Annotated in this window: 16 protein-coding genes; 12 read left to right on the plus strand and 4 right to left on the minus strand. The window is 68.4% G+C overall.

What is annotated here, in order from left to right; genetic code table 11:
• Positions 1–160: 160 nt before the first annotated feature.
• The 3 genes from EX20_RS19270 to EX20_RS19280 all read left to right on the plus strand — a co-directional run bounded on the left by EX20_RS19270 (position 161) and on the right by EX20_RS19280 (position 1,882).
• Complete coding sequence (locus EX20_RS19270; RefSeq protein WP_011880655.1) at positions 161–532, plus strand: CidA/LrgA family protein; 372 nt, start codon at positions 161–163, stop codon at positions 530–532.
• Positions 529–1,263, plus strand: coding sequence for an LrgB family protein (locus tag EX20_RS19275; protein ID WP_011880654.1), 735 nt, complete (start codon positions 529–531; stop codon positions 1,261–1,263). The genes EX20_RS19270 and EX20_RS19275 overlap by 4 nt, the downstream gene beginning before the upstream one ends.
• Positions 1,264–1,552: 289 nt before the next feature.
• The gene (locus tag EX20_RS19280) at positions 1,553–1,882 is read left to right on the plus strand and encodes a hypothetical protein (RefSeq protein ID WP_011880653.1); all 330 of its coding nucleotides are present in this window, start codon (positions 1,553–1,555) and stop codon (positions 1,880–1,882) included.
• Between the two features lie 496 nt (positions 1,883–2,378).
• On the opposite strand, the gene wrbA is transcribed toward EX20_RS19280, so the two are convergent.
• Together wrbA and EX20_RS19290 are read right to left on the minus strand one after the other, a co-directional pair.
• The gene (wrbA, locus tag EX20_RS19285) at positions 2,379–2,981 is read right to left on the minus strand and encodes an NAD(P)H:quinone oxidoreductase (protein WP_011880650.1); all 603 of its coding nucleotides are present in this window, start codon (positions 2,979–2,981) and stop codon (positions 2,379–2,381) included.
• A gap of 62 nt (positions 2,982–3,043) precedes the next feature.
• On the minus strand, positions 3,044–3,769 hold the full coding sequence (locus tag EX20_RS19290) for a pirin family protein (RefSeq protein WP_011880649.1): 726 nt from the start codon (positions 3,767–3,769) through the stop codon (positions 3,044–3,046).
• A gap of 128 nt (positions 3,770–3,897) precedes the next feature.
• Here EX20_RS19290 and EX20_RS19295 point away from each other — a divergent pair, with 128 nt between their 5' ends.
• From EX20_RS19295 to EX20_RS19320, 6 genes are all read left to right on the plus strand, one after another.
• Positions 3,898–4,791, plus strand: a complete 894-nt coding sequence (locus EX20_RS19295) for a LysR family transcriptional regulator (protein WP_011880648.1) — start codon at positions 3,898–3,900, stop codon at positions 4,789–4,791.
• A gap of 173 nt (positions 4,792–4,964) precedes the next feature.
• The gene (locus EX20_RS19300; RefSeq protein ID WP_139164714.1) at positions 4,965–6,008 is read left to right on the plus strand and encodes a lysozyme inhibitor LprI family protein; all 1,044 of its coding nucleotides are present in this window, start codon (positions 4,965–4,967) and stop codon (positions 6,006–6,008) included.
• Between the two features lie 324 nt (positions 6,009–6,332).
• The gene (locus EX20_RS19305) at positions 6,333–6,746 is read left to right on the plus strand and encodes a DoxX family protein (RefSeq protein ID WP_034194418.1); all 414 of its coding nucleotides are present in this window, start codon (positions 6,333–6,335) and stop codon (positions 6,744–6,746) included.
• A 171-nt stretch (positions 6,747–6,917) separates the two neighbouring features.
• Positions 6,918–7,862 carry a dTDP-4-dehydrorhamnose reductase family protein gene (locus EX20_RS19310; protein ID WP_034194419.1) on the plus strand — a complete coding sequence of 315 codons (945 nt, stop codon included), beginning with the start codon at positions 6,918–6,920 and terminating at the stop codon, positions 7,860–7,862.
• Positions 7,863–8,235: 373 nt separating this feature from the next.
• Entirely contained in the window at positions 8,236–8,565 is a 330-nt protein-coding gene (locus tag EX20_RS19315) for an H-NS histone family protein (protein WP_011880644.1), read from the plus strand.
• 285 nt (positions 8,566–8,850) lie between these two features.
• Complete coding sequence (locus tag EX20_RS19320) at positions 8,851–10,098, plus strand: MFS transporter (protein WP_034194420.1); 1,248 nt, start codon at positions 8,851–8,853, stop codon at positions 10,096–10,098.
• 74 nt (positions 10,099–10,172) lie between these two features.
• On the opposite strand, the gene EX20_RS19325 is transcribed toward EX20_RS19320, so the two are convergent.
• A complete protein-coding gene (locus EX20_RS19325; RefSeq protein ID WP_014726269.1) occupies positions 10,173–11,252 on the minus strand; it encodes an AraC family transcriptional regulator in 1,080 nt (359 codons plus the stop codon).
• A 247-nt stretch (positions 11,253–11,499) separates the two neighbouring features.
• On the opposite strand from EX20_RS19325, the gene EX20_RS19330 reads away from it, so the two are divergent.
• From EX20_RS19330 to EX20_RS19340, 3 genes are read left to right on the plus strand one after another with little or no spacing between them, the layout of a single operon-like run.
• Positions 11,500–12,912: an APC family permease gene (locus EX20_RS19330; RefSeq protein ID WP_034194421.1), complete on the plus strand. Its 1,413-nt coding sequence runs from the start codon at positions 11,500–11,502 to the stop codon at positions 12,910–12,912.
• A 54-nt stretch (positions 12,913–12,966) separates the two neighbouring features.
• Positions 12,967–14,364, plus strand: a complete 1,398-nt coding sequence (locus tag EX20_RS19335; RefSeq protein ID WP_034194422.1) for an aspartate aminotransferase family protein — start codon at positions 12,967–12,969, stop codon at positions 14,362–14,364.
• Positions 14,365–14,400: 36 nt separating this feature from the next.
• A complete protein-coding gene (locus EX20_RS19340; RefSeq protein ID WP_014726268.1) occupies positions 14,401–15,825 on the plus strand; it encodes an aldehyde dehydrogenase family protein in 1,425 nt (474 codons plus the stop codon).
• A 10-nt stretch (positions 15,826–15,835) separates the two neighbouring features.
• Here the strand turns inward: EX20_RS19340 and EX20_RS19345 are convergent, their stop codons facing one another.
• Entirely contained in the window at positions 15,836–16,684 is an 849-nt protein-coding gene (locus EX20_RS19345; RefSeq protein ID WP_011880639.1) for a FadR/GntR family transcriptional regulator, read from the minus strand.
• Positions 16,685–16,762: the final 78 nt, after the last annotated feature.

Below are 16,762 nucleotides of genomic sequence, written 5' to 3' on the forward strand. Positions count from 1 at the left end.
GCGAAGCGGATCGAACCGGCAGCGTGACGGCCCCGCGCGCGGGCGCGGCGCATTCATTGTTGGTACGATCGCGCGTATCGTTCATGCCGGCGCCGGGTGCGGCCGGCCCATCGCGCGCGCGGCGGCACGCCGGCGCGGCCACGTTCGGGAGAAGTGTTTGATGCTGCAGGCGTTCGCGGTCTTGTTGACCTTCCAGTGCCTCGGGGAAGGCGTGTCCTATCTGTTCGGCATACCGGTGCCCGGCCCGGTGATCGGCATGCTGCTGCTGTTCGGCTTCGTGATGCTGCGCCCGCAGGTGGCCGACGCGATCGAGCCGACCGCGTTCGAACTGCTGCGCCATCTGTCGCTGCTGTTCGTGCCGGCCGGCGTCGGCATCATGGTGTCGGCTTCCCGCGTGCGCGGCGATGCGCTCGCGGTCGTCGTCGCGCTCGCGGTGAGCACGACGCTCGCGATCGCCGTCACGGCGCTCGTCACGCGCGCGTTGCTGCGGCGCCAGCGGCCCGCGTCTGGCACGGCGGGGGAGGCACGATGACGGCCTTCCCGAAACTCGGCGCGATCTGGGTCTATCTCGCCGCCACGCCGCTGCTCGGCCTCACCATCACGCTGATCGCCTACCTGATCGCGCAGGCCGTCTATGCGCGCTCGCGCTTCAACCCGCTCGCGAATCCGGTGCTGATCGCCGTCGCGCTGATCGTCGGGCTGCTGACCGTCACGCATACGCCGTATCCGACGTATTTCGAGGGCGCGCAGTTCGTCCATTTCCTGCTCGGCCCGGCGACCGTCGCGCTCGCGCTGCCGCTGTATCGCCAGTGGTCGAAGCTGCGGCGCGCCGCGCTGCCGCTGCTCGTCGGGCTGCTGGCCGGCTCGTTGACCGCGATCGTTTCCGCGGTGGGCGTTGCGGCGTTGTTCGGCGCGTCGCATCAGACGATTGCGTCGCTCGCGCCGAAATCCGCGACCACGCCGATCGCGATGGCCGTCGCGCAGCAGATCGGCGGAATTCCGTCGCTCACCGCCGTGCTGGTGATTTCGACCGGCATCTTCGGTGCGGTGTGCGCGCGCGCGATCCTGAACGTGCTGCGCATCGACGAGCCGGCCGTGCGCGGCTTCGCGCTGGGCGTCGCGTCGCACGGGATCGGCACCGCGCGCGCGTTTCAGATCGGCGAGGAAACCGGCGCGTTCGCGGGACTCGGCATGGGGCTGAACGGCGTGCTCACCGCGTTCATCGTGCCGATCCTGCTGCCGGTGTTGTCGCGATGGATTTGAGGCTGGGCGGCGGCGGCTCGCCGGCTGCGGCTTTCGCGAGGTTTGCGCGCACGGCGGCCAGGCCGCGATGCGGCGTGTCGTGATCGACGCGGTGCGAATCGGCGGCGCGGCGGCAAGCGCCTCGGGCCGGCATGGACAACGTGCGGGCCGCCGACGTATCGCGGCCGTTATCAGGAGAATTCAGAAACTCGCACGGACATTTTTCCGGCGATCGGCTAACGTTGCATCGGCGCCGGCATCGCACGCGGGCGTTCGACCCACAACCAACAATCGACAAGGAGTTCCGGCCATGACGAAGTCTCGCGTGGTTTCGGTGGCAGCGGCAATCACGGCGTCGTTCGGTCTGTTGTTGACCGCCGCGCCGGCCGCATATGCACAGGATGCGGCGTCGGCGCCGCTGCAGGCTTCGGCATCCGCGCCGACCCAGAAGCAGCTCGACAAGGCGCAGAAGAAGGCCGCCCGCAAGGCGGCGCGCGCGCGCCACGCGAAGGACCTGAAGGCGATCGGCACGGGCAGCGGCTACCGGCTGACCAACGATCAGAGCAATTACCCGCAGAACGCGGTGGAGAAGGCGCCCGCGACGAAGAGCGTGCCGGCCGCGCCGGCATCGGGGCAGTAACGGGCGGGGAGCGAGGTAAGGAGACGGCGCCGGTGAAACCGGCGCCGTTGGTTTTTGTATGCGCTGCGTATGCGGCTTGGGCGGCGCGTACGGAGGCGCGCGGCTACGGGCTATGGCGCTACAGGCACGGGCTACCGAGCGACGCGGTACGCGCGGCGGGCGGGGGCTATGACCGGTGAGCTGCGAGCTACTAGCTCCGCACTCCGGGCTGCAAGCGGCACACTGCGAGTTGCACCCTCTGGGCGCCGGGCTGCAGGTGACGCGCTGCGAGCTCCGCACTCCGGCCTCCGGGTTGCAAGCGACACGGTGAGAGCTACGCACTCCGGGCTGCAAGTGACGCGCTGCGAGCTACACACTCGAGCTACGAGCTACGAGCTACGAGCTACGAGTTACCAGCGCCAAGCGACGAGCCCAAACCCCGAGCTCCGAGCTACGGCGTGCTACAGCCGGCGCAGCCACGCAGCGATGCAGCCACGCAGCCGCACCCCCGCCAGCATTAGGCCGCGAGCTTCGCCGCCAATTGCGCGACGTGCTTGCCCTGATAGCGCGCGATGTCCAGTTCGTTCGCGCTCGGCTGGCGGCTGCCGTCCGCGCCGGCGAGCGTCGTGGCGCCGTACGGCGTGCCGCCGGTGATTTCCTTCATGTCGACGAGCCCGCTGCAGGCGTACGGCACGCCGACGATCACCATCCCGTGGTGCAGCAGCGTCGTGTGGAACGACGTGATCGTCGTTTCCTGGCCGCCGTGCTGCGTGCCGGTCGACGCGAACACGCTGCCGATCTTGCCGACCAGCGCGCCCTTCATCCACAGGCCGCCGGTCTGGTCGAGGAACGTGCGCATCTGGCCGGCCATGTTGCCGAAGCGGGTCGGCGTGCCGAAGATGATCGCATCGTAGTTCGCGAGTTCGTCGACGGTAGCCACCGGCGCGGCCTGGTCGACCTTGACGCCGATCGCCTTCGCCTGGTCGACGGGAATGGTCTCCGGCACGCGCTTGAGCGTGACCTCGACGCCGGGCACCGATTTCGCGCCTTCCGCGACGTGCTGCGCCATCGTTTCGACGTGCCCGTAGGACGAGTAGTAAAGGACGAGTACCTTGGCCATGTTGCGAATCTCCGATTAGAAAAGGCCCCGCGCGCGGCGGGGCCGGATGTTCCGAACGGGCGTCATGCCCAGTCGGCCGTCACTTCGACCGGGCGCAGGTCGAATACCAGCACCTCGGCGTCGTGACCGTCGGCGAACGTCAGCGTCCGTTCGTCGCGGATGCGCGCGCCGTCGCCTTCGCCGAGCGTCACGCCGTTGACCGTCACGCTGCCGCGCGCCACATGGACGTACGCATAGCGGTCCGGCGCGAGTTCGAGCGTGGCGCGCTCGTCGCCGTCGAACAGGCCCGCGTAGATCCGCGTGTCCTGCCGGATCTTCAGCGAACCGGCATCACCGTTGGGCGACACGATCGGCGTGAGCTTGCCGCGCTTGTCCGCTGCCGCGATATTGGTCTGCTGATAGCGCGGCTCGGCGCCCTTCTCGGCAGGCCCGACCCAGATCTGCAGGAAGTGCACGGGCGTTTCCGGCGAGTGGTTGAACTCGCTGTGACGCACGCCGGTGCCGGCGCTCATCAGCTGCACGTCGCCCGGCACGATCACCGACCCGGTGCCCATCGAATCCTTGTGCTCCAGCGCGCCTTCGAGCACGTACGACAGGATTTCCATGTCGCGGTGCGGGTGGGTGCCGAAGCCGCGGCCCGGTGCGACGCGGTCGTCGTTGATCACCAGCAGGTCGGAGAAGCCGACTTGCTTCGGATCGTAGTAATTCGCGAACGAAAACGTGTGACGGGAGCTGAGCCAGCCATGCTCGGCACGGCCACGTTGGTTTGCTGCACGAGTCTCGATCATGATGCGTGTCCTTGGTGTCGCCGGCCCTCGGAAGTGGGGCCGGCCGTTCGTTGAGATGAATCTTAGGTCAATCGAATTGACAAATAAATGGCCGTGAAGATAATGACTGTCTCCTTGGAGTGGACAATATGGAACTCAACGATCTGAGAATCTTCGTCGCGACGGTCGACGCGGGCAGCTTCACGGCCGCGGCCGACCAATTGATGTTGTCGAAGCAGTTCGTGAGCCGGCGCACGATGGCGCTCGAAGCGTCGCTCGGTGTGCGGCTCCTGCATCGCAATACGCGCAATCTCGCGGTGACGGAGTCGGGTCACGAGTTCTACGCGCGCGCGCAGCGGATCCTGGCGGAAGTCGCCGACGCCGAGCAGGCGATGTCGGTGCGCAGCACCGAGCTGCACGGGTCGCTGAAGATCAGCGCGCCGCTGTCGTTCGGCATCACGCACGTGTCGCCGCTGATCGCCGAATTCCTGCGCGCGCATCCGGCCGTGCGGCTGAACCTCGACCTGACCGACCGGCGCGTCGACCTGATCGGCGAAGGTTTCGACCTCGTGCTGCGGATCGGTGCGCTCGAGGATTCGACGCTGATCGCGCGTCCGTTGGGCGCATGGAAAATGATCGCGTGTGCGAGCCCCGCCTATCTGGAGCGGCAGGGCACGCCCGCGTCGCCCGCGGAGCTGGCCGGCCATACGTGCCTGATGTACGGGCGCGAGCGGCGCGTCGGCTGGGAATTCCGGGTCGACGGCGTGGCGCGCACGTTCGACGTGCAAGGCCCGCTCGTCGCGAACAACGGCGAGGTCGTGCGCGATGCGGCGACCGCCGGGCTCGGCATCGCGCTGCTGCCGGAGTTCATCGTCGGCGCCGCGCTCGACGGCGGCGCGCTGGTGCCGGTGCTCGACGCGTATGCGCCGGCGCCGCTCACGCTGAACGCGGTGTTCCCGCAGCATCGGGAAGGCTTCGTGACGCTGCGCACGTTCATCGGGTTTCTCGCCGAGCGGCTCGGACACGCGGTATCGGCTGCATAGCGCAGCTGGATGGCGCGGCCGGTTCGCGTTACGCTGGGGCCCGCGTTGCGCACGTCGCATCGTGTGTCGCGCGCCTTTCCCCGAACTCGGCGGGCCGGCGTTTCAGCGGTCCCGCGCTCCAGCGACGATCCAACGCCATGATCCTTCCGAACCGATCGAATCCTCACGCCGGCATGCGCGCGAGCGCAGCGCTTCCCGCCCGCGCGTCGCGCCACGCGATTCCGCACGTGCTCGCGGCGGCCGCATGGCTGACCGCGCTGCCGATGGCCACCCATGCGGCCGGTTTCGACTGTGCGAAGGCCGCTTCGCCGACCGAACACGCAATCTGCGCGGACGCACGCCTGTCCGCGCTGGACACTCAACTCGCGACCGCATGGCAGAAGGCGCGCGCGAAAGGCGGCGATACGGCCGCGCTGAAGGCCGCCCAACTGAAATGGCTCGCGCAGCGCGATCGCTGCGGCGGCGACGCCTCGTGCATCGCCGATCGCTATCGCGAGCGCCTTGCGATCCTGAACGGCGCGCCGCTCGCGCCCGACCGCTGGCAGCAGACCTGGTATCGCGACAGCGCCAACCCGTCCCTTGGCGGCGTGCTGACGATTACCGGCACGGCGCCGCATCTTCACTTCGAATTGAGCGGCAACAACGGCGCGAACACCGGCGATCTGGCCGGCGATCTCGCGCTGCACGCCGACGCCGGCACGTTTCGGCAGGACGGATGCCGGCTCGACTTCAGCCGTCACGGATCGCGCGTGCGCGTGACGCAGCAGGGCAGCGACGCCGATTGCGGCGCCGGCGCGGGCGTCGTGTATTCGGGCGATTACGTGACCGCGTCGCAGGCGCAGGCGAGCCCGCCGGCGGATCTCGTCACGCTGAAGGTGCTGGACGACGCGCGGCAGGACGCGATCGCGCACAAGCTGCTCGGCGCGGATTACCAGACGCTCGTCGACATGATCAATAACCGCGACGACGAGCGCGACCTCGACGGCCTGAATGCAAAAGTGACGTCGTACTGGGTGCGCGGCATCGCGACGACGAACGCCGCGATCGTAATGCGACGCGGCACCGATCTGTGGATCGGGCTCCTCGTGTTCGACGCCCACAACGATGTGCGGATGCGGTACTACACGAACGTTCCGGCGTGGAAAAAGACCGTGCCGAAAACGCTGCGCGCGTGGCACGACAAGCTCGACAGCAGCTATCCAATCGACGTGATGTGACCTGGTAAGTGACGCGGTAAGCGATGCGGCAATCGGCCCACGCGGCCGACACGCTGCGTTTGTCACGTGACAATTGTCCACCGGAGGGTGACAGCGAATCTTGTTTTGACGGATTGATGATTCACGGTGAGACAGTAGACTGCACCCGTGCTTCGCCAGAACCGCTCCGCAGCGCCGAGATCGCGCCACCGGACGGATTCGTCGGAAGCGGGCAGGGGCGCCCGCACCGATCGCGCGAGGAGGGTTCGGTACCGATCCATGCGTTCGCCGTTTCGGCGGCCGTCGGTGCCGGATGCGTAGAACCGTCAATTCAAGGTGATTGTTATGCGTTACGTATCGCTGGAGTCGAAGAAGGACGAGCTGCTGCTGGCCGCTCGCGTGTTGATGATGATTCTGTTCGTGTTGTTCGGCTGGCAGAAGCTGACCGGTTTCTCCGGTACGGTCGCATACATGGCGTCGACGGGCGCACCGTCTCCCGAGCTGTCCGCGGTGATCGCGGTGGCGGTCGAACTGGTCGGCGGCGCGCTGATCGCAGTCGGCTTCTACACGCGGCCGCTGGCGCTGCTGTTCGCGGCGTACACGCTCGCGACCGCGTTGATCGGGCATCGCTACTGGGCGCTGCAGGGGATGGATCAGTACGTCGCGATGATCAACTTCTACAAGAACGTCAGCATCATCGGCGGCCTGCTGTTGCTCGCGCTCACCGGGCCGGGGCGGTATTCGTTCGACCGCCAGTAAGCTGGCGCGGCAGTCGCTGCCGCATGGCGGGCCCGGTGCGTTCGAGCAATCGCGCACCGGGCTTTTTTTCGTCGTGCGCCGCCGCGTGTTGCGCGTTGCGCGCGAAATCGCCATCCGACGCAGGTTCTCGTATAGATTGGTGGGCCTCGTTTCCATTCATCGTTGGCTACCGTGTCGCAACCGACCATCCTTCTCATCGGCGCATCCAGCCTGCTCGGCCGTGCGGTTGCCGCCACGCTGTCGCGCGAAGTGTCGCTGACGCTGGTCGCGACCGTCCGGAACGCAGATACCGCCGGCGCCCGGCGGGTCGCGTTGCCGCCGGAACACACCGCCCGTCTCGACGTTCTGGACCAGCCCGCGCTCGAACGGCTGTTCGATGCGCGGCGGCCGTCCGCCGTGATCGTCTGCGCGGCCGAGCGTCGGCCGGACGTATGCGAGAACGACCCGGCCGCCGCGCGTGCGATCAACGTCGACGCGCCGGCGCGCATCGGCGCGCTCGCCGCGCGCTACGGCGCATGGACGCTCGGCATCTCGACCGACTACGTGTTCGACGGCCGGGCCGCGCCGTACCGCGAAGACGCGACGCCGAATCCGCTGAACGTGTACGGCCGCACGAAGCTCGACGGCGAGGCGGCGTTGCTCGCCGCGTCGCCGCTCGCGTGTGTGCTGCGGCTGCCGCTGCTGTACGGGCCGATCGTCGACTGGCGCGAGTCGGCGGTCACGAGCCTCGTGCCGGCGATCGTCGCGGCCGCGCAGCCGGGCGCCGAGCCGGCGCGCATGGATGCGTGGGCGATCCGCTATCCGACGTACACGCCGGACGTCGCGCAGGTCATCCGCGACCTGACGCTGCGCCATCTGGCCGGCGCGCCGGTCACCGGCATCCGTCATTGGTCGGCCGAGGAGCCGATGACGAAATACGACATCGCCCAACGGCTCGCGGCCGCGTTGGGGCACCGCGCGGCGCTCGCGCCGATCCATGCGCCGACCGATGCCACGCCGCGCCCATACGATTGCCACCTCGATGCGTCGCGCGTGCGCGCGCTCGGCATCGACCATGCGACGCCGTTCGACGCCGGCTTGCGCGCCGTATTGGCCGACGCGCCGCCGCTGCCGTGAGCGTCGCGCCCCGCGATGTCGCGACGCCGCGACGTTCGACGCCGGACCGCGCCGCGCCGTCGCCGCGCAAAAGTCCTCAAACACCGAGCATGCACGCTGCTATCATTCGCGCCATGCCGTGCCCGTACGAGGCGCGGCGACCGGTGGCGAGGAGGTCGCCATCGACCGTTCGTCGCGCGTTCGAGCGCGGCGTACCGCGCGTCGCGTGCCGCGACCGCAGCGTTCGACGATGGCATAGCCGCCGGTGGACATCGCAGACCTTGCGGCTCCGGTCTGGCGATCCACATATCGCAATACGGATCGGCGGAACTTCACGGCCGGTTCGGCCATCGGAGGTTCTTTGAATAAAAACATGCCCAAAGAGGATGAATACATGACTCAGGCTCTGCAGGACCTCGAAGCACAACTTCGGGACCTGAACATCAAGCTGTCGGAAGCCAGGCAGAAAGAAAAGCAGGCCGCGCTCGCGGCATTCAGGGAGCAGGTTCAGTTGCTGGGTATCACGCAGCAGGAAGTGCTGAGCGCGCTCGGCTACATCGTGCAGCGAAAACGCAAGGCGCCTGCGAAGTACTACGATCCGACGACCGGCCGCTCGTGGTCGGGTCGCGGCCCGCGGCCGAAATGGCTCGAAGGCAAGGACCTCGACGCGCTGCTCGTCGATCGCGAAGCCAAAACCTGGTGGCCCGGCGACGATCAGGGCTGACGCCGCGCGGCGCCGGTCGCGCGCCGGCGCCGTCCGGCCCACGCGAGCCGCGGCTCGCATGCTTCATCCCTTGCCGTCGGCGTGCCGCCTGACAGCGCCGCCGCCGGCATCGACGTCGTTCAGTTTCGTCTTTCAGTTCCGACTTTCAGTTCCATTACCCGCGGTTGCCCGTTTCCGTTCTCGCGAGCCGGCAGCCGCGACCCTTTCCGTCCGCGCACGGTCACCGCGCCGTCGCGCGCGCGAACCGGCCTCAGACTGTCGCCCGGACCTTTGCGGCAGGACACCATGGCAGCCAACCTTGAACCTTCGTCGCTCGGCGACGCGGCGTCGCCGTGCGTCGAGCAGGCCGGGCGTTACGCGTGGAAGGCGCTCGCGGGCGCCGCGATCGGCTACGCGATGGACGGCTTCGATCTGCTGATCCTCGGCTTCATGCTGCCGGCGATCACGGCGGCGTTGCACTTGACGCCCGCGCAGGGCGGGGCGCTCGTCACGTGGACGCTGATCGGCGCGGTGGCGGGCGGCATTCTGTTCGGCGCCCTGAGCGACCGCTATGGCCGCGTGCGCGTGCTGACCTGGACGATCATGCTGTTCGCGATCTTCACCGGCCTGTGCGCATTCGCCCAGGGCTTTCGCGACCTGCTCGTCTACCGGACCATCGCCGGCATCGGCCTGGGCGGCGAGTTCGGAATCGGCATGGCGCTCGCGGCCGAAGCGTGGCCGGCCGCCAAACGCGCGCGCGTGTCGTGCTACGTGGCGCTCGGCTGGCAGGCCGGCGTACTGCTGGCGGCGCTGCTGACGCCGCTGCTGCTGGGCCATATCGGCTGGCGCGGAATGTTCGCGCTCGGCGTGGTGCCCGCCTTGCTCGCATGGGCGCTGCGCAACCGGCTGCACGAGCCCGTAGCGTTCGTGCAGCGTGCTACGCAGCCGCGCACCAACGCGTTCCGCATGCTCGTCGCCGACGCGCGCACCGCGCGCACGAGCGTCGGCATCGCGATCCTGTGCTCGGTCCAGAACTTCGGCTACTACGGCATCATGATCTGGCTGCCGACCTTCCTGTCGAAGCAGATGGGCTTTTCGCTGACGAAGTCCGGCCTGTGGACGGCGGTCACCGTCGTCGGGATGATGATCGGCGTCTGGACCTTCGGGCAGTTCGCCGATCGCATCGGCCGCAAGCCGACGTTCCTGCTGTACCAGCTCGGCGCGGTCGCGACCGTCATCGCGTACGCCCGGCTGTCCGACCCGACGACGATGCTGTGGGCCGGTGCGCTGATGGGCATGTTCGTGAACGGGATGGTCGGCGGCTACGGCACGCTGATGTCCGAAGGCTATCCGACCGCCGCGCGCGCCACCGCGCAGAACGTGCTGTGGAACATCGGCCGCGCGGTCGGCGGCTTCGGGCCGGTGGCGGTCGGCGCACTCGCCGCGCACTACTCGTTTCAGACGGCCATCGCGCTGCTCGCCGGCCTCTATGTGCTCGACATGGCCGCGACGCTGTTCCTGATCCCCGAACTCAACGGCGTCGAACTCGAATGACGCACGCGCCATCGCGCGTTGCGTTGCGCGTGGTCGCATGATGCGCTGAACTGCGCGCGGTCACGCGCTGCGCGTCAGGCGTCGCCGTCCGCATCCGCACGTGCGCGCGGCGTGCTGCCGGTCCAGCGCCGGTACGCATGCCGGAAGCTGCGCGGTTCGCTGTAGCCGAGCCGCTCTGCGATGGCCGCCACGCTGAGCGTCGGCTCGTCGAGCAGGCGCACCGCCTCCTGATGGCGCACGTCGTCGAGCAGCGACTGGAACGTGATGCCGTCCTTGTCGAGTCGGCGCCGCAATGTGCGCTCGGTCACGTACAGCGCATCCGCGAGCGACGTCATCGACTTGAAGCGCGTGAGGTCGCGCGCCATCAACGCCTTCGCGCGATCGGCGAAGCGCGTGCCGAGCGATGCGGCCCACTGCTGCTCGAGCGCTTCGCACTGCTGATGCAGCGCATTGAAGCTGACTTCGTTCGCGAGCCGCGGCGCTTCCGAGCCGTCCACGCTCGTGAACACGAGGCGGTTTTCGCCTGCGCCGAACGCGACCGGACAGCGGAAGTGGCGCGCGTAGTCCGCAGCGTTGCGCGGCGTGCGGCGCGCGAGATGCAGCTGCGCGGGCCATACCGGCTTGCCGACCAGATCGGACACGATCAGCCGCAGGCTCGACAGGCACATGTCGGTCTGAAACACCTCGATGTCGGGTTCGCCGTTGTACCGCTCGATCGTCACGCTCATTCCGTCCGCATGCGTGTGCCCGCGCACGTCGAAATACAGCCCCATGAACAGCGGAAACCGTCCCATGCAGCCGAATGCCTGCATCACTGAGCCGCTGATCAGCATCGCGTAGCCGGCGAGGCCGAGCGTCGACACATGGAGTCGCGCGCCGATCGCGAGACCGATCGACGGCAGGCCACTGCAGCGCAGCAGGTTACGGAAGCAACGCTGCTCCTGGCCGCGATTCACGTGCAGGTTCGGCGACGCGACTTCGGCCGCGCCGAGGCCCGTGCCGTCGAGCACCGCGGCGATGTCGAGATGCCGGACGCGGCATTCGTCGAGCGTGACCGCGATCGCGTGCACGGTGGCGGGGATGTCGTCCTGGCTGGCGGCCGAACGCAGGCCGCGCTCGGCGCGGCGTCGATGTCGATGGGACTGGCTGTCCATGGTGCGGGGGCGGCGACGGGTTCGCATAGAAGATAGCGGGAATGCCCGCGAAACGCCAGAGCGCTGCGCGGCCCGCAATGGGCCGTTGCCACGCGTCCGGAAATATCCCCCGAATACGTCCGCTTTTCTCATTCGTCGTCGAGTTTTTGGCGCACCACACTCGTTTCCGAATCGCGCAATGCCTGCGATGCCGCATTGCCGACGACACGTGTGTTGAGGTCATGAACGACAGCCAAGTGAGGACACCATGGAAGACACCGGGACAGCGCAGCATGCGCGCAGCGCAGTGACGGACGACGTGCGAGCGCACGCGAACGGGCACGCCGACACCGACACCGACGCGGGCCCGCCCGGCCGGCCCGGCGCCCCGGCGCTCGGCCTGTTCGCGCTGGTGATCTTCGGCCTCGCGTACATGCTGCCGATGACGGTGTTCACGACTTACGGAATCGTCACACGCGAGACCAACGGACATCTGACGATTGCGTATGCGGTCACGCTCGTCGCGATGCTGCTGACCGCGCGCAGCTACGGCCACATGGTGCGGCTGATGCCGAGCGCCGGTTCCGCCTACACGTTCGCGAGCCGCAACTTCGGCACGTCGGCGGGCTTCATGGTCGGCTGGGCGTTGCTGATGGACTATCTGTTCATTCCGATGATCAGCTACCTCGCGATCGGCATCTACATGAAGCAGCTGTTCCCCGCGGTGCCGGCCAGCGTGTGGATCGTCGCGAGCATCGTGCTGGTGACGGGGTTGAACATCGTCGGCATCCGGCTCGTCAACCGCGTGAACCTGATCCTGATCGCGAGCCAGCTCGTGTTCATCGCGGTGTTCGTCGCGGCCGCGGCGCATGTCGCGGCCGGCGCGGGGCTGGAGCCGGCGCTCGCGCTGCCGGCGTATGGCGATGCGCACGCGATCTTCGCCGGTTCCGCGATCCTGTGCCTGTCGTTCCTCGGCTTCGATGCGGTATCGACGCTGTCGGAGGAAACCCGCGAGCCGCGCCGCACGGTGCCGCGCGCGATCCTGCTGTGCACGCTCGCGAGCGGGCTGCTGTTCATGCTGATCGCGTATGCGGGGCAGGTCGTGTTTCCCGACTGGCATGCGTTCAAGGATCTCGATTCGGCCAGCTTCGAACTGATGCGGCGCATCGGCGGCGGCGCGTTGTCCGCGCTGTTCGTCGCGGTCTACGTGGCCGGCTGCTTCGCGAGCGCGATGGCCGGTCAGGCGAGCGTGACGCGCGTGCTGTTCGCGATGGGCCGCGACCGCGTGCTGCCCGAGCGCGTGTTCGGGCAACTGCATGCGCGGCTGCGCACGCCGGTGCGCGCGACGCTCGCGGTCGGCGCCGTGTCGCTGTCGGCGCTGTTCATCACGCTCGATCTCGCGTCGACGATGATCAGCTTCGGCGCGCTCGTCGCGTTCGCGGTCGTGAACCTGTGCGTGATGCGCAGCTACCTGGTGCGCCCGGAACACCGCCGCGTCGCCGGCTGGATCGGGTACGGCGTGCTGCCGGCGCTCGGCTTCGCGATGAACGTGTGGCTGTGGTCGGGCCTGTCGCGCCAGACCTTCTACGTCGGCCTCGGCTGGCTCGCGCTCGGGTTCTGCCAGCTGCTGTGGCTCACGCGCGGCTTCACGCGGCCGGCGCCGACGTTGTCGATGAACTGAACGGCCGCGCGGCTCGCCGCCGCCGGTTTCGCAACCCTGAAGGAGGAATGACCCATGAACGGTATCGACGTCGGTCTCGAAGCGGACCTGCAGGCGCTCGGCAAGCGCCATCTGCTGATGCACTTCACGCACGCCGATGCGTATCGCGACCAGGCGCTGACGGTATTCGACCGCGGCGAAGGCTGCTGGCTCGTCGACCGCAACGGCAAGCGCTACTTCGACGGGCTCGCCGGGCTGTATTGCGTGCAGCTCGGCTACAGCCACGGCGCCGAGATCGGCGACGCGATGCGCGAGCAGATGGGGCGGCTGCCGTTCGCCACCAACTGGGGTTACGGCCACGAACCGGCGATCCGGCTCGCGCACAAGCTGGCGACGCTCGCGCCGGACGGCCTGAACCGCGTGTTCTTCACGTCGAGCGGCTCCGAGTCGAACGAGTCGGCGATCAAGCTGGTGCGCCAGTATCACCAGGCGCGCGGCGAGCCGCAGCGGCGCAAGTTCATCGCGCGGCGCGTCGCGTATCACGGCACGTCGTTCGGTGCGCTCGCGTTGAACGGGATGACCAACTTCCGCAAGCATTTCGAGCCGCTGATGGCGGGCGTGCGGCACGTGAGCAACACGAAGCGCTACGGGCGGCCGGACGGCGAGACGGAAGCGCAGTTCACGCGCCATCTGCTCGACGAGATCGAATCGTTGATCGTGCAGGAGGGGCCGGACACCGTCGCCGCGATCGTCGTCGAGCCGCTGCAGAACGCGGGCGGCAGCCTGACGCCGCCGGCCGGCTATGCGCAAGGGCTGCGCGCGCTGTGCGACCGGCATGGCGTGCTGCTCGTCGCCGATGAAGTGATCTGCGGCTTCGGCCGTCTCGGCGAATGGTTCGGCTCGACGCGCTACGGGCTGCAGCCGGACCTGATCACGTTCGCGAAGGGGATCGCGTCGGGCTACGTGCCGCTCGGCGGGGTGATCGCGAGCGACGCGGTCGTCGATACGGTGCTCGCCGGCCCGCAGCAGATGTTCCTGCACGGTGCGACCTACGGCGGCCATCCGGTCGCGTGCACGGCCGCGCTCGCGAACCTCGCGATCATGGAGCGCGAACGCGTGCTGGAGAACGTCGGCGACAACCAGGCCGTATTCCGGCGCACGCTCGACGGGTTGCTCGAGCTGCCGTGCGTCGGCGACGTGCGCGGCGACGGCTACCACTATTCGCTCGAGCTCGTCACCGACAAGGCCGCGCGCCGCTGGGCCGCGGGCATCGGCGCGCAGGCGTTCGTGTCGACGCTGCTCGCGCCGGCGATCTTCGAAGCGGGCTTGCTGTGCCGCGCGGGCGTCGACCACGAAGGCACGCCGATCGTGCAGTTCTCGCCGCCGCTCGTGATGTCGCGCGATGAGATAGTCTGGTTCGTCGCGAAGATTCGCGACATCCTCGCCGACACCTATGCGCGCGCGATGCGCTGACGGCGGCGCCCGCTATTGCTGACCCAGGAGCATTCGATGCGAACCTCAGAACAGAGCTATATCGCCGGGCAGTGGCTCGACCCGGCCGACGCGCGCGCCATCGACGTGATCGATCCCGCGACCGCGCGACCGTATGCACGGCTCGCGATCGGCAGTGCGGCCGACGTCGACCGCGCGGTCGGCGCGGCGAAGCAGGCGTTCGACGCCTACTCGCGCTGGAGCGTCGACGCGCGCGTCGCGCTGCTGCAGCGCGTGCTCGACATCTATCAGCGGCGCTACGAGGAAGTCGCGCGCACGATCAGCCAGGAGATGGGCGCGCCGCTCGCGTTCGCGCGCGCGGCGCAGGCCGCGGTCGGGACCGCACATCTCGAGCAGACGATCCGCGCGCTGCGCGCGTTCCGGTTCAGCACGCAGGTCGATTCGCTGCTCGTGTCGCACGAGCCGATCGGCGTATGCGCGCTGATCACGCCGTGGAACTGGCCGATCAACCAGATCGTGTGCAAGGTCGCGCCGGCGCTCGCGGCCGGCTGCACGATGGTGCTCAAGCCGAGCGAGATCGCGCCGTTCAGCGCGATCCTGTTCGCCGAGATCCTCGATGAAGCCGGCGTGCCGCCCGGCGTATTCAACCTCGTGCACGGCTACGGACACGAGGTTGGCGATGCGCTGTCGCGGCATCCGGACGTCGACATGGTGTCGTTCACCGGCTCGACGCGTGCGGGCGTCGAGGTCGCGAAGGCCGCGGCCGATACCGTGAAGCGCGTGCACCAGGAACTCGGCAGCAAGAGTCCGAACCTGATCCTGCCCGATGCGGACATCGACGCCGCCGTGACGCTCGGCGCGCGCAGCTGCTTCAGCAACAGCGGGCAATCGTGCAACGCGCCGACGCGGATGTTCGTGCACGTCGATCAGCTGGCCGCTGCCGAGGCGGCGGCGCGCCGGGAGGCCGCGCGCACCGTCGTGGGCGATCCGCGCTCGCCTGAGACGGAGATCGGGCCGGTCGTCAGCCGCACGCAGTTCGACCGGATCCAGCAGCTGATCCAGCGCGGCATCGACGAAGGCGCGACGCTCGTCGCCGGCGGGCTCGGGCGGCCCGACGGGCTCGGCGACGGCTTCTACGTGAAGCCGACGGTGTTCTCGAACGTGACGCCGGACATGACGATCGCACGCGAGGAGATCTTCGGGCCGGTGCTGTCGATCCTGACCTACCGGACCGAAGACGAAGCGGTCGCGCTCGCGAACGATTCGGTCTACGGGCTCGCGGCGTACGTGCAGACGAAGGACCTCGAGCGCGCGCGCCGCATCGCCGCGCGGCTGCGCGTGGGCAACGTGCACATCAACTATCCGGCGTGGAACCCGGCCGCGCCGTTCGGCGGTTACAAGCGTTCGGGCAACGGGCGCGAGTATGCGGAGTTCGGCCTCGTCGAATACCTGGAAACGAAGGGCACGACGGGGTACGCGTGAGGGGTGGCGGTCAGTCGTCGTCGGAACCGGCCGCGTCCGCACTCGCAACGGGCGACGCGGCCCGCCGACGGATTTCGGAATCGAGGATCAGACGCCCACGCAGCTTGCCTTTCATCCGCTTCACGTGCTTCGGCGCGTCGGTCATGTGCTCGACCATCAGCGCACGCACGCGCTCGACGTCGCGCTCGCGCGCGGCCTGCAGGATCGCCTTGTGGATCGACACGTTCGCCTCGCCGAAGCGCTTGTGCTCGGTGAGCGGTGTGTCGTTCCGGAACTCGATCAACTGCCGGATCATCTCGTTGATGAGCTCGCAACTGAAGCGCAGGAACGGGTTCGGGTTCGCGGCCGCGAGGATGTCGTGGAACGTCGTGTCCTCCTGCCGCTGGCGCAGCATGTGGCCGCGATCGTGCACGCCCGACGCGCCGTCGCAGCACGCGATGTTCGCTTCGAGCGCCGTGAAGTCGCGCTCCGTCAGGTGCGGCACGGCGCCGGCCGCGAGCTCGGGTTCGAGCAGCTTGCGCACCGTATAAATGTCGTCGATCGTCACGTCCTTGAAGAACAGGTAGTTCTGCAGCAACTGCAGCGTGCGGTCGAGCGGCACCTCGACGACCATCCCGCCGCCCGACGGCCCCGTCGTGACCTTGATCAGCCCCTGCACCTCCAGCGACTTCAGCGCCTCGCGGATCGTGCTCTTGCTCACCGCATAGAGCTGCTGGAGCTCGGCTTCGCGCGGCAGGCGGTCGCCCGGCTTCAGATCCTTCTCCGTGATCAGCCGCTTGATCTCCTCGGCGACGAGATCGGCCCGTTTCGGCTGCTTGATTGCGACCGCGACGCCCGCCCTGGCTCGGCCCATGACCATCTTGAAGACTCCTTTGTCTGACTGCGCGCCGCGTCATCGTCGACGATCCGTTCCGGCGCGAGGTACGGAATTTTGCCT

It is taken from the genome of Burkholderia sp. WP42 (assembly GCF_000745665.1).
In the GTDB taxonomy this organism is placed as follows: domain Bacteria; phylum Pseudomonadota; class Gammaproteobacteria; order Burkholderiales; family Burkholderiaceae; genus Burkholderia; species Burkholderia vietnamiensis.

Bases quoted from the DNA above. Each gene is read 5' to 3' on its own strand.
- EX20_RS19270 (WP_011880655.1), top strand. From the start codon at position 161: ATGCTGCAGGCGTTCGCGGTCTTGTTGACCTTCCAGTGCCTCGGGGAA.
- EX20_RS19275 (WP_011880654.1), top strand. From the start codon at position 529: ATGACGGCCTTCCCGAAACTCGGCGCGATCTGGGTCTATCTCGCCGCC.
- EX20_RS19280 (WP_011880653.1), top strand. From the start codon at position 1,553: ATGACGAAGTCTCGCGTGGTTTCGGTGGCAGCGGCAATCACGGCGTCG.
- wrbA (WP_011880650.1), bottom strand. From the start codon at position 2,981: ATGGCCAAGGTACTCGTCCTTTACTACTCGTCCTACGGGCACGTCGAA.
- EX20_RS19290 (WP_011880649.1), bottom strand. From the start codon at position 3,769: ATGATCGAGACTCGTGCAGCAAACCAACGTGGCCGTGCCGAGCATGGC.
- EX20_RS19295 (WP_011880648.1), top strand. From the start codon at position 3,898: ATGGAACTCAACGATCTGAGAATCTTCGTCGCGACGGTCGACGCGGGC.
- EX20_RS19300 (WP_139164714.1), top strand. From the start codon at position 4,965: ATGCGCGCGAGCGCAGCGCTTCCCGCCCGCGCGTCGCGCCACGCGATT.
- EX20_RS19305 (WP_034194418.1), top strand. From the start codon at position 6,333: ATGCGTTACGTATCGCTGGAGTCGAAGAAGGACGAGCTGCTGCTGGCC.
- EX20_RS19315 (WP_011880644.1), top strand. From the start codon at position 8,236: ATGACTCAGGCTCTGCAGGACCTCGAAGCACAACTTCGGGACCTGAAC.
- EX20_RS19320 (WP_034194420.1), top strand. From the start codon at position 8,851: ATGGCAGCCAACCTTGAACCTTCGTCGCTCGGCGACGCGGCGTCGCCG.
- EX20_RS19325 (WP_014726269.1), bottom strand. From the start codon at position 11,252: ATGGACAGCCAGTCCCATCGACATCGACGCCGCGCCGAGCGCGGCCTG.
- EX20_RS19330 (WP_034194421.1), top strand. From the start codon at position 11,500: ATGGAAGACACCGGGACAGCGCAGCATGCGCGCAGCGCAGTGACGGAC.
- EX20_RS19335 (WP_034194422.1), top strand. From the start codon at position 12,967: ATGAACGGTATCGACGTCGGTCTCGAAGCGGACCTGCAGGCGCTCGGC.
- EX20_RS19340 (WP_014726268.1), top strand. From the start codon at position 14,401: ATGCGAACCTCAGAACAGAGCTATATCGCCGGGCAGTGGCTCGACCCG.
- EX20_RS19345 (WP_011880639.1), bottom strand. From the start codon at position 16,684: ATGGTCATGGGCCGAGCCAGGGCGGGCGTCGCGGTCGCAATCAAGCAG.